Origin of the sequence: Pacificispira spongiicola (genome assembly GCF_012926505.1) — a bacterium.
Taxonomy (GTDB): Bacteria; Pseudomonadota; Alphaproteobacteria; order UBA8366; family Aestuariispiraceae; genus Pacificispira; species Pacificispira spongiicola.
In genome coordinates this window covers 667,375-679,726 of sequence record NZ_JABBNT010000001.1, presented here as the reverse complement: position 1 = coordinate 679,726, position 12,352 = coordinate 667,375, and the positions used below count along the sequence as shown (strand labels likewise).

Below are 12,352 nucleotides of genomic sequence, written 5' to 3'. Positions count from 1 at the left end.
GGAAGCGGGGGCTTTTCATTTCTTTACGCCCGACGGCGTCTGTCGTTTGAAACCGGGGTTTGCTTGACCCGGCGGTTCACGTCCGGCGTCGCCGTCCGTACCGTTTCGACCAGGGATGTTTGCAATTCTGCGATTGCGCCGTTCAGGGTATCCGTGAACTGACGCAGGGACAGCGCCTTTTCAGACACGATCTTCATCTCGCGGTGAACATCGGTGACGCGTTCGGACACTTCGCTGGTCGCCTGGGTCGCCTCGTCGACGTTCCGGGCGATTTCCTGCGTCGCGACGGATTGTTCCTCGATCGCCGCCGCAACGCTGGCCGTCGCATGGTTCACCTGTTCGATAATGTCCAGGATGTCGGAAATCGAACTGACCGACTGGTCCGTGACATCGGTCATGTTGCCGATATGGTCGGCGATATCGTCCGTCGCTTTCTGGGTCTGCGCGGCCAGGGCCTTCACCTCGTTGGCAACGACGGCGAAGCCCTTTCCGGCTTCCCCAGCGCGCGCGGCCTCGATCGTGGCGTTCAGGGCCAGCAGATTGGTTTGGGCCGAAATTTCCGAAATCAGATTCAGGACATCTGACACACGGGTCACGGACTCTCGCATCTGATCGATGGTCTGGCGGCTCTGATCCGCCTTTTCGGATGCCTGTTTGGTGACGTTGGTCGCGTGCGAAATCTGTTCGGAGATTTCACGGATGGAGCTGCTCAACTCCTGCGCCGCGCCGGAAACGGAGGCATTGTTGGCGCGGGACTGTTCGGACGCGGCGGCCACGGCCTCCGCCTGGGAGACCACCTGATCGGAGGTGCTGACCAAGGCTTCGGCGTCCTTTTCCAGATTGCCGGTTTCCGCGCTGATTCGGGTGATGATGGACGACATTTCACGTTCGACCGTATCGGCCATCTCCGCCAGCGACTGACGACGGGCTTCCGCCATCTGCTGTTCCTTTTCGGCCTGTTCAGCTTCCAGTTCCCGGCCGCGCCGCAGCGACCCGATCATCGAGGTCAGCGCGGTCGCCACGGTCCCGACTTCGTCCGGGCGATCCTTACCGGCAACTTCGGAATCCAGATCGCCCCCCGCGACACCTTCGATTCGCGTACCCATGTTGACGAACGGGGCGATGACCCGGCGCATGATAAACCACGCAAGGATGATATTCCCGAGGATGGCCAACAGCGAGGCAATGCCGCCTTGCCAAGCAGAGAACTGAGCGGTACTGGCCAGTTCCTCAAGGTCGCCTTCAATCTTTACGCGGGTGCGGTTCTGGAGGTCTTCAAGAACATCGTACAACTGCACCAAAGCTTCCGACATACGCTCCGCTTCCGCGTCGAAATTACCCATCAGCTTGTTTCCAGCTTCCGGTCCACCGGAAACGTAGGCTTCCGCCAATTTGGTGCCTGCCTCGAAGTAAGCCGGAAACTTGCCTTCAAGCGCCACCAGAATTTTATCGATTTCCGGTTCGTTCAGGTCTTTCAGCAAGGCATGAAGCTTGTCACTGTTCGCCTTGAACTCGTCGGCGAATTCCTTTGCCTTCAAGGCACCGTCGTCCAGCCCGTTAAGACCGCGCGTGGCTGAAAGATCGGTAAACCATTGTTGAACCTGAACCACGTCATAGCGCAATTCGCCGATCAACTCGGTCACTTCGATCAGCACGGTCATGCTGAAGACGGAGTCCTTTTCGATATGATGACGTGCCGTTTCCTGCGTGTTTCGCGCGATGAATCCAAGTGTTGCGCTGACAAATGCGATCGCGATGAGCACCCCGAAGGCGATCAGGGCTTTGAGACGAAGTGACATACTACCTCCATTTTCCGTATTCGCAGCCGCCTGAGGTCCCCACCCCAAACGCCAAGGAGGCTGTATTCCGTCGTACTAGGCGATCACGCCGCCGAGAATTTTCCGATTGCTCGCGGTGTTTTACGTTTTTGCGGCGATCAAGGCCGCGGCGCCCGTCAGGCTGCCTGCCGCAATGCGGTTCAACATTTTAATCTTGCCGGGGCTGCGCAGCACCGTGCGGGCCCGTCCGGCCAGGATGACGTAGGGAATCAGCACCGCGCACAGCACCATTGCGGTCAAGCCGATCAGGATCGCGAGGTCGGGCGCGCTGACGGCTTTCAGGTTCAGGATCGTCGGCAGCAGTGCCAGATAGAAGACGATCACCTTCGGATTTCCCAAGGTCACGGCCAGACCGGATAGGAAGGCGGCAACCGCGCCGCCGGACTGACGGCTTTCAATGGCCTGAATGTTGGACCCGGCGCGCAGAAACTTCCATGCGATATACAAAAGATAGACCGCCCCGGCATATCGGATGACCACGAAGACTTGTCCGAAGGTCGATGCGATAAACGCCAGCCCTAGAACGGCGGCGGACAGATAGAGCACATCGCCCAGGACGAGGCCGAGCATCATGGGAATCGCGGGTTTCAGACCGGCCCCCAAGGCTCGGGCGACCAGCGCAATGACCCCGGGGCCGGGGATCGCCGCCGCGATGCCGAGCGCGATCGCATATGTCAGGAATCCCGAAATATCCATGATCGTCTGCAATGCTTTAGGGTGCCGAATGGTTCAGCAGGGGAATAGCTGTTCCGAGCGGTTGCGGCAAGGATTACGCGATCAGGCTGCCGACGTTTTCGTCAGGCTTTCCTCTATCGTCGTTTTCCTCGGTATTCGCAAGGACGGGAAGGCGGACCGTGACGGTGGTGCCCATGCCGATCTCGCTGGTGATCTCGAACGTTCCTTCCAACACGGATACTGCGTTTTCGGCGACGGTCAGACCGATTCCGGCGCCTTCGAAACGCCGGGCGAAACTCGCGTCATGTTGATAGAAGGGATGGGACGCCATCTCCACCGTTTGTTTGTTCATGCCGATCCCTTCGTCCCGAATGGTGACGGACAGCACGCCGGTCGTTTCCGGCGCGATGATTACCTCTACGCTTTTCCCGCTGTCGGTAAACTTGACTGCATTGTCCAGGATCGGACGAAATGCCAGACGCAGCGTATCGACATCGGTATGCATGACGAAGTCCTGGTCCGGCAGGTTCAGATTGAAGGCCACATTCCGGGCCCTCGCTTGCGTTTCGTGCCGACGGCAGAGAGTGCGGAAGAAATCCGTTCCCGCGATCGGTCGACTTGTTTGGAACCTGTCGCCTTGAACCCGTCTTAAGGTCAGCAATTCGACGATCAAATCCATCAGGCGTTGCCCCGACACGATGATGTTGGCGGCATATTCCTTGACCTTGTCGGGATCGGTCGCGATCAAGTCCAGTTGCAGCATCTCCGCAAAACCCAGAACGCCATTCAGCGGCGTTCGCAATTCGTGGCTCATATTCGATAGGAACAGCGATTTCGCAGCGGCGGATTCCTGAACTTGGCGGAGCGCGTTTCGCAACTCCTCCCGCCGTGTGGCGGTGTTCCAGGCGGAATGAATGACCCTGGACAGGCCTTTGGGGGTGATGTTCGTTCGGTCCAGAAACTCGAAAGCACCATAGGCAAGGGCCTCGGTCTCGGCCTCTTCCGATCCGGCGCCGTCATCGGAGAGAATGACGGCCGACAGTCGAATGCGTTCCAGCGCGCATCGTCGGATCAACTCGACGCCGGTCTCTGCGCCGACGCGGTAATTCACGAAAGTCAGGGAATACGGTTTCTCTCGCAGCGCGGCCATTGCGCCATCGAGAGAGACTGCCCGATCCAGCACAATTCTTGACCGTGGCAGCGCCTGTTCCAAAACGGGTTCGAATACCGGATGGAAATCGACGTCGTCATCGACGAGCAGGAAGGAGATACCGGTCATGATGGGCGCCAGCCAATCAATCGGCGGGAACAGGGCACATGGAATCCTCCGATGCTCGGCACGGCCGGCAAAAATGGAGGGGATTGTTCTGGGTATCCGCAAAACATCGCCTTACGCCTTGCAGGCTTCTGGTTCGTATGAACCGAGTCAGCGATGGGCGTGGCTGTTATCGAGAGTCAGTCTGTGCATCATACGCTCCTTGATAGGTTTTTACGTCCCCGATCAGCGCAAGAATGCTCATTCACCACCCCTTATCCTAGTTTATTCCGAAAAACGTGCAAGGGACCATGGTGCATTCGGGGAAAATCCCTTTAAAGGTGTTTTTTGCTGCTTTGTATTAGGGCGCGCGGTCAGCGACGGATTTCCGTGCCGCCGCCGTCTTTACTTATGCCTCCCTCTTGTTACTCATTCAGATGGAATGTCACGACCATGAACCCGCATCTTCGAACTCATGCGACGACCCTGACAATCAGCCTGTTCGCCGCGTCCGCCATTTCCGGCGTGGCCTTGTTTTTCCACCTCGCGCCCGCGGCCTTTCATGCAATGCACGAATGGTTATCCATGGTCTGGCTGGTGCCGGTGGTGCTGCATGTCTGGCGGAATTGGCCGGCGTTCAAGTCGTATTTCTGGCGTAAGACGGTGGCGGTTCCGGCGATCCTGTCTCTCGCGGCGGCGCTGGTTTTCGCCTATCCGGCGATAACGTCCCAATCCTCCGGCGGGAACCCGACGCGGGCCGCGATCACGGCGATTCAAAATGGGACGGTCGCGGAAGTCGCGCCGCTCTTTGACCTCAGCGCCGATGCGTTGAGCGCGCGGCTGGTCGCGAAGGGTTATACGGTGACGCGTGCCGATCAGACCTTGGATGAAATCGCCACGGCTTCCGGGAAGGGCGGCGGGCCGGGCCTTGTTGCCGATGTCGCGTTTCCCTAACGGGGGCTGAAGGACCAGTCCCCACCCCCCAGAACCGGGGCCGATTTTTCCACCGTCAGATCGCTGCGGGAAAAGGCGATGGGCGTGCGCAGGCCGCCCATCCCTTCCGGGTCGACGCGCAGACCGCGATCCACGATCTGCGGTTCGGTCAGGGCTTCGGCCACGGTATTGATCGGCCCGCCCGGCACCCCGGCGTTTTCCAAGGCGGCAATCAGGTCGGCCCTGGTCTGACGGGCGGTTGCTTCCGCCAGCTTCGGCACCAGAACATCGCGGTTGGCCACACGCGCCGGATTGGTTGCGTAATCCGCGTTGCCGATCAGATCGTCCAAACCCAGGACGCGGCAGAAGTTCTCGAACTGCCGATCATTCCCGCAGGCAACGATCAGATGGCCATCCGCCGCCGGGAAAACCTGATAGGGGACGATGTTCGGATGGGCATTGCCCAGGCGATGCGGCACGACCCCGCCCAACAGGTAATTCATCGCCTGGTTCGCCAGGACGGACACGCCGCAATCCAGCAGGGACAGATCGACATGTTGGCCCAGGCCGGTGCGCGCCCGTTCGGCAAGCGCCGCTTGCACGCCGATGACGCCGTATAGCCCCGTAATGATGTCGATCCAGGCAACGCCGACCTTTTGCGGTTCGCCGTTCGGTTCCCCGGTCAGGTCCATGATTCCACACATGCCCTGGATCAGGAAATCGTATCCGGGCTGCGTCGCGCGCGGCCCGGTCTGGCCGAAGCCGGTCACGGAGGCATAGACGAGGCGCGGATTGATCTTGGACAGGCTGTCATAGTCCAGCCCGTATTTCTTCAGCCCGCCGACCTTGAAGTTTTCCAGCACGACATCCGCGTCGGCGATCAGGCCGCGCAGGCGGTCCAGGTCGTCCTGGCTGCGGAAATCGCAGGTGATGGAGGTCTTGCCCCGGTTGGCGGAATAGAAATAGGCGGCGACCGGCGTGGTGCCGCCCTTGCCGTCGGGCTGATCGACAAAGGGTGGGCCCCAGCGGCGGGTGTCGTCGCCTTCCGGGCTTTCGACTTTGATCACCTCGGCCCCCAGATCGGCCAAGGTTTGACCGATCCATGGCCCGGCCAGGATGCGCGCCAATTCAACGACGCGCAGCCCGACCAGGGGCTTGGTTCCCGATATTTCCGCCGTCCCCTCCATCCCGGTCTATTCCATGACCTGCTTAGACGAAGGCCTGCAGGCCGGTCTGAGCCTTACCCAGGATCAGCGCATGGACGTCGTGGGTCCCTTCATAGGTATTCACGGTTTCCAGGTTCTGGGCGTGGCGCATGACGTGGTATTCGATCTGAATGCCGTTGCCGCCGTGCATGTCGCGGGCCATGCGCGCGATATCCAGGGCCTTGCCGCAGTTGTTGCGCTTGATCATGGAAATCATTTCCGGTGCGGCCTGACCGGCATCGAACAGACGCCCGACGCGCAGCGCCGCCTGTAGGCCCAGGGTGATTTCCGTCTGCATGTCGGCCAGCTTCTTCTGGAACAGTTGGGTGCCGGCCAGCGGCTTGCCGAACTGCTTGCGGTCCAGGCCATATTGGCGGGCCTGCATCCAGCAGAATTCAGCCGCCCCCATGGAGCCCCAGGCGATACCGTAACGGGCGCGGTTCAGGCAGCCGAACGGGCCTTTCAGGCCTTCGACATTCGGCAGCAGCGCGTCTTCGCCGACCTCGACATTGTCCAGGACGATTTCGCCGGTAATGGAGGCGCGCAGGGACAGTTTGCCGCCGATTTTCGGCGCGGACAGGCCCTTCATGCCCTTTTCCAGGACGAAGCCGCGGATCTTGCCGCCATGGGCTTCGGATTTCGCCCAAACGACGAAGACATTCGCGATGGGGGCGTTGGAAATCCACATTTTGGAGCCGTTCAGGACATAGCCGCCGTCGCTTTTCTTCGCGACGGTCTTCATGCCCGCCGGATCGGACCCGGCATCCGGTTCGGTCAGACCGAAGCAGCCGATCCATTCGCCCGACGCCAGTTTCGGCAGATATTTCATCCGCTGTTCTTCGGAGCCGTAGGCATAGATCGGATACATGACGAGGCTGGACTGCACCGACATCATGGAACGGTAGCCGGAATCGATGCGTTCGACTTCGCGCGCCACAAGGCCGTAGGAAACGTAAGAGGCACCGATCCCGCCGTATGCTTCCGGCACCGTGACGCCCAGCAGCCCCAATTCGCCCATTTCGGCGAAGATCGACGGATCCGTTTCTTCATTGGCATAGGCGTCGATGACGCGCGGCATCAGCTTGTCCTGCGCGAAGGCTTGCGCGGAATCGCGGATCATCCGCTCTTCTTCCTCAAGCTGACTGTCGAGGAGGAACGGGTCTTCCCAGGAAAAGGCGGACAGCTCCGGGCGTTCTTTGGCTTTCAGCGGTTCGGTCATGGGAATTTCCTCATATGGGATGTTTTGAAATCGGATGGGAGTGTAGACCTTGGAAGGGGTGTTTGGAAAACGACTTATTTTTCTTCTTCTATGAGAAAATGTTATAAGATGGCGGGGTGGTTTGAGGGGAGTCCGCGTGTCGAAAAGCTATGTTCCCAGCGTGACGGAGTTGGAAGCCTTCGTAGCCTGCGCGCAATACGGATCGACCGTGTTGGCGGCGGAAAGGTTAAATAGGACGCAAAGCGCCGTGTCGCGGTCCCTGGCATCGCTGGAAGACCGGTTGGGCGTCATGCTGTTCGACCGGGTGCGGCGGCGATTGGTTCTGTCCGATGCGGGGGCGCCGTTTCTGGACAAGGCGGAACGGCTGTTGGCCGATCTCACCGATGCCTCCGCCGCCGTGATTGCCTTCGGCGGCAGCAGCGCCGTTTTACGCATGGCGGTCCTGCCGTCCTTCGGGCGCAGTTGGCTGATCCCCCGCCTGCCGGGATTGGTGCGGGAAATGCCGGGCGTGGGGGTCGATATATCGGCCCGCCTGCATCCCGTGGACTTTCGCGAGGAACCCTACGATCTGGCAATTATGCGATCCCAGCATGAAGTCCCCGGCGCCGTCGCGGAACCGATCTTCACCGAAACGCTGGTGACCATCGTATCGCCCCGGTTGCTGGGCGCGCGCAGCACCCTATCGACGGAAGACCTGTTGACCCTGCCGCTCTTGCAGCAATCGACGCGGCCGACCCTATGGCTCGACTGGTTCCGGGAAAGCGATATCGATCCCCGGCATATCCTGCGGGGCGCGCGGTTCGATCATTTCGACATGATGATCGATGCCGCGATTGCCGGGCTGGGTGTCGGCATCGTGCCGGAACTCTTGGTGACGGAGGCTTTGAAGGCAGGGACTTTGTGTCTGGCGTCCGACCGGCGTTTCGCCACCGGCGATCACTATTCCCTGATCCTGCCGGAACGCGCCCTGACCCATGGCCCGATTATCGCCTTTCGCGACTGGCTGCTGCGCGAAATTTCGACCGATATCGGCGCGGGATCGGGTTAGACGTTCCGTTTCTTGCCTTCCAGCAGGTCGAGGACGGCCCGCGCTGAGTCCAGGACATTCGTTCCCGGCCCGAACACGGCGGAGACCCCGGCATCCAGCAGGAACTGATAGTCCTGACGCGGGATGACGCCGCCGACCACGACGATGATGTCCCTGTCGCTGCGGCTTTTCAGGGCCTGCACCAGTTGTGGGGCCAGCGTCTTGTGCCCGGCGGCGAGGGAGGACATGCCGACGACATCGACCTTGCTGTCGACCGCGAGCGCCGCCGCTTCCTCCGGCGTTTGGAACAGCGGTCCGGCGAGCACGTCGAAGCCGATATCGCCGAAGGCGGAGGCGATGACCTTCGCGCCACGGTCATGGCCGTCCTGACCCAGTTTCGCGATCATGATCTTGGGCTGCGTCCCGGCGGTCTTGGTCATCTCGCCCAACCGGTCGACCAGCGTCTGGTATTCCGGATCGCCGTCATAGGACGCGCCATAGACGTCATGAACGACGCGCGGCACCGCATGATGATCCCCGAAGGCGTCGCGCAGGGCGTCGGAAATTTCGCCCACCGTGGCCCGCGCGCGGGCCGCGTCCACCGCGAATTCGAGAATATTGCCGGTGCCGGAGGCAGCGGCCTCCCGCAGGGCGGACAGCGCCGCATCGACCGCTGCGGCATTGCGCTGGCGTTTCACCTGTTCCAAGCGACGGATTTGAGACTCCCGAACCGCCCGGTTGTCGATGTCCAGGATGTCGATCTCTTCTTCGGTTTCCAATTGGTACTTGTTGACGCCGACGATCACGTCTTCGCCGCGATCGACGGCGGCTTGCCGGCGGGTTGCCGCTTCCTCGATCAGGCGTTTCGGCAGACCGGATTCCACCGCCTTCGTCATGCCGCCCAGACCTTGGATCTCTTCGATCAGCGCCCAGGCTTTTTCGGCCAGATCGTTGGTCAGGCTTTCGACATAGTAGGACCCGGCCAGCGGATCGACGACGCGGGTGATGCCGGTTTCGTGCTGCAGGATCAACTGCGTGTTGCGGGCGATCCGCGCCGAAAATTCCGTCGGCAGGGCGATTGCCTCATCGAAGGAATTGGTGTGCAGGGATTGCGTGCCCCCCAGAACCGCGCTCATCGCCTCGAAGGCCGTGCGGACGATATTGTTGTAGGGGTCCTGTTCCTGCAACGACACGCCGGAGGTTTGGCAATGGGTGCGCAGCATCAGGGAGGATGGTTTCTTCGGTGCGAATTCCTGCATGATGCGCGTCCACAGCAGGCGCGCCGCGCGCAGTTTCGCCGCTTCCATGAAGAAGTTCATGCCGATGGCGAAGAAGAAGGAAAGGCGTCCGGCGAAGACGTCGACATCCAACCCCTTCTTCAGCGCGGCGCGGACATATTCCCGCCCGTCCGCCAGGGTGAAGGCCAGTTCCTGGACCAGCGTCGCCCCGGCTTCCTGCATGTGATACCCGGAAATGGAGATGGAATTGAACTTCGGCATCTCCTGCGCCGTGTATTCGATGATATCCGCGATGATCCGCATCGATGGTTCGGGCGGATAGATGTAGGTATTGCGGACCATGAATTCTTTCAGGATGTCGTTCTGGATCGTGCCCGACAGCTTGTCGCGCGACACGCCCTGTTCTTCCCCCGCGACGATGAAATTCGCCAGGATCGGGATGACGGCCCCGTTCATGGTCATGGAAACGGACACGGATTCCAGCGGGATCTGGTCGAACAGGATTTTCATATCCTCGACGGAATCGATGGCGACGCCTGCCTTGCCGACATCGCCTTCCACGCGCGGATGATCGCTGTCATAGCCGCGATGGGTCGCCAGATCGAAGGCGACGGAAACACCCTGCTGACCGGCGGCCAGCGCCTTGCGGTAAAAGGCGTTGGACGCCTCCGCCGTTGAAAAACCCGCATACTGCCGGATGGTCCAGGGGCGACCGGTATACATTGTCGCCCGTGGCCCGCGCAGGAAGGGCGCCTGGCCGGGCATGCTGTCCAACCCGTCGATCCCGTCCAGGTCCTCGGCGGTATAGACCGGTTTGACGGCGATCCCTTCCGGGGTGTCCCAGGTCAGGTCATCGACGGATTTACCCTTGGTTTCCTTCTCCGCAAGGGCACGCCAATCTGCCATCTTATCGGTCATTGTCGGTTCCTCCCGGACTTATTCGAATTCCATGATCAACGCGTCCACGGCAAGGCTTGCGCCCGGTTCCGCCGCGATCTTCTTGACCACGCCCTTCCGTTCCGCCCGCAGGACGTTTTCCATCTTCATGGCCTCGACGATGGCAAGGGTCTGACCGGCCTCCACCGTTTCGCCTTCGGTCACGGCAATGGCCGTGATCACGCCCGGCATGGGGCACAGCAGCATCTTCGACGTATCGGGCGGCAGTTTTTTCGGCATCAACCGGGCCAGTTCGGCATGGCGCGCGCTGCGTACGCGGATGACCGCGTCGATCCCGCGCCATCGTAGGCGCAGGCCGGTTCCGACGGTCGATACCTTCACCTGAAGCGTTTCCGTCCCGATGGTGAAATGGGCAAGCGTGCTGCCCGGCCGCCAATCGCTGTGCACGGCCAGCGCCGCGTCGCCATCGACGGATACCGTTTCCGTATCGCCCACGGTTTTGATGCTGACCGGAATATCGGTGTCGCCGATCCGAACGGACCAGACTTCCGGAACGGTGCGCGGATGATTGGTCAGGGATCCGGAAATCTGCGACGCGCGTTGTTGGATGCGCAGGTTCACGATCGCGGCCACGGCGGCCAGATGTTTCGCGCCCGCCGCTTCGGGGGCGACCCCGGTAAAGCCGTCGGGGAATTCCTCCGCGATATAGGCGGTGGTCAGGCGGCCTTCCCGGAAGCGATCCTGCCGCATAACGGCGGACAGGAACGGCAGGTTATGGCCGATCCCATCGACCTCAAACGCGTCCAGGGCGTCGGACATGGCGTCAATGGCCGCCAGCCGCGCGGGCCGGTCGTCGCCATCCGGTGCCCAGGTGCACAATTTCGCGATCATCGGGTCGTAGTACATGGAGATTTCGCCGCCCTCGTACACGCCCGTATCGTTCCGAACGACGGTGCCGTCTGTTCGGGTTCCTTCTTCCGGCGGGCGGTAGCGCACCAGACGCCCGATGGACGGCAGGAAATTGCGGTAGGGGTCTTCGGCATAAAGGCGACTTTCGATAGCCCAGCCGTTCAGGGTCACGTCATCCTGACCGATGCGCAGCTTTTCGCCCGCCGCGACGCGGATCATTTCCTCGACAAGGTCGATGCCGGTGATCAATTCCGTCACCGGATGTTCGACCTGAAGCCGCGTGTTCATTTCCAGGAAATAGAAATTGCGGTCGCCGTCGACGATGAATTCCACGGTCCCGGCGGAAAAATAGCCGACCTCCCGGCCCAGGGCGACGGCTTGTTCGCCCATCGCCTTGCGGGTCGTCGCATCCAGGAAGGGGGAGGGCGCTTCCTCGATAACCTTCTGGTTTCGGCGCTGGATCGAACATTCGCGTTCGCCGAGATAGACCATGTTGCCGTGCTGGTCGCCCAGGACCTGGATTTCGATATGGCGCGGTTCGGTAACGAATTTTTCGATGAAGATACGGTCGTCGCCGAAGGAGGATTTCGCCTCGTTCCGGGACGACACGAAGCCTTCACGCGCGTCGGCGTCGTTCCAGGCGATGCGCATGCCCTTGCCGCCGCCGCCCGCCGACGCCTTGATCATGACGGGATAGCCGATGTCGCCGGCAATCCGCACGGCCTCGTCCGCATCCTCGATCAGGCCCATATGGCCGGGCACGGTGCTGACGCCCGCTTCCGCCGCGATCTTCTTGGATGTGATCTTGTCGCCCATCGCTTCGATGGCCTTGACCGGCGGGCCGATGAAGGCGACGCCTTCCTTGGACAGGGCTTCCGCGAATTTGGAATTTTCGGATAGGAAGCCATAGCCCGGATGTACGGCGTCGGCCCCGGTCTGACGGATCGCGTCCAGGATTTTGTCGATCACGATATAGGATTGGTTCGACGGCGGCGGTCCGATATGCACGGCCTCGTCCGCCATCTTCACATGCATCGCCTCGCGGTCGGCGTCGGAATAGACGGCGACGGTGGCGATGCCCAGCTTGCGGGCGGTCTTGATGACGCGGCAGGCGATTTCGCCCCGGTTGGCGATCAGGATTTTCTTGAACATGTCG

9 protein-coding genes are annotated in these 12,352 nt (G+C 61.1%); 2 read left to right on the top strand and 7 right to left on the bottom strand.

Annotated features, from left to right (window positions below):
* Positions 1-23: 23 nt before the first annotated feature.
* The 3 genes from HH303_RS03150 to HH303_RS03140 form a co-directional block, all read right to left on the bottom strand.
* Positions 24-1,799, bottom strand: coding sequence for a methyl-accepting chemotaxis protein (locus HH303_RS03150; protein ID WP_169623736.1), 1,776 nt, complete (start codon positions 1,797-1,799; stop codon positions 24-26).
* A 120-nt stretch (positions 1,800-1,919) separates the two neighbouring features.
* Entirely contained in the window at positions 1,920-2,534 is a 615-nt protein-coding gene (locus HH303_RS03145; RefSeq protein WP_169623735.1) for a LysE family translocator, read from the bottom strand.
* A gap of 73 nt (positions 2,535-2,607) precedes the next feature.
* The gene (locus tag HH303_RS03140; RefSeq protein WP_169623734.1) at positions 2,608-3,792 is read right to left on the bottom strand and encodes a hybrid sensor histidine kinase/response regulator; all 1,185 of its coding nucleotides are present in this window, start codon (positions 3,790-3,792) and stop codon (positions 2,608-2,610) included.
* 429 nt (positions 3,793-4,221) lie between these two features.
* Here HH303_RS03140 and HH303_RS03135 point away from each other — a divergent pair, with 429 nt between their 5' ends.
* On the top strand, positions 4,222-4,722 hold the full coding sequence (locus HH303_RS03135) for a DUF4405 domain-containing protein (protein ID WP_169623733.1): 501 nt from the start codon (positions 4,222-4,224) through the stop codon (positions 4,720-4,722).
* Here the strand turns inward: HH303_RS03135 and HH303_RS03130 are convergent.
* Together HH303_RS03130 and HH303_RS03125 are read right to left on the bottom strand one after the other, a co-directional pair.
* Positions 4,719-5,888 (bottom strand): CaiB/BaiF CoA transferase family protein, encoded by a 1,170-nt coding sequence (locus HH303_RS03130; RefSeq protein WP_169623732.1) that lies wholly within the window; start codon positions 5,886-5,888, stop codon positions 4,719-4,721. The genes HH303_RS03135 and HH303_RS03130 overlap by 4 nt on opposite strands.
* 22 nt (positions 5,889-5,910) lie before the next feature.
* Positions 5,911-7,125: an acyl-CoA dehydrogenase gene (locus HH303_RS03125; RefSeq protein WP_169623731.1), complete on the bottom strand. Its 1,215-nt coding sequence runs from the start codon at positions 7,123-7,125 to the stop codon at positions 5,911-5,913.
* Positions 7,126-7,261: 136 nt separating this feature from the next.
* Here HH303_RS03125 and HH303_RS03120 point away from each other — a divergent pair, with 136 nt between their 5' ends.
* Complete coding sequence (locus HH303_RS03120; protein ID WP_169623730.1) at positions 7,262-8,173, top strand: LysR family transcriptional regulator; 912 nt, start codon at positions 7,262-7,264, stop codon at positions 8,171-8,173.
* Here HH303_RS03120 and scpA read toward each other — a convergent pair.
* The gene (scpA, locus tag HH303_RS03115; protein WP_169623729.1) at positions 8,170-10,308 is read right to left on the bottom strand and encodes a methylmalonyl-CoA mutase; all 2,139 of its coding nucleotides are present in this window, start codon (positions 10,306-10,308) and stop codon (positions 8,170-8,172) included. The two genes, HH303_RS03120 and scpA, sit on opposite strands and share 4 nt — an antisense overlap.
* Before the next feature lie 18 nt (positions 10,309-10,326).
* Positions 10,327-12,348, bottom strand: coding sequence for an acetyl-CoA carboxylase biotin carboxylase subunit (locus HH303_RS03110; protein WP_169623728.1), 2,022 nt, complete (start codon positions 12,346-12,348; stop codon positions 10,327-10,329).
* Between the last annotated feature and the right edge of the window lie 4 nt (positions 12,349-12,352).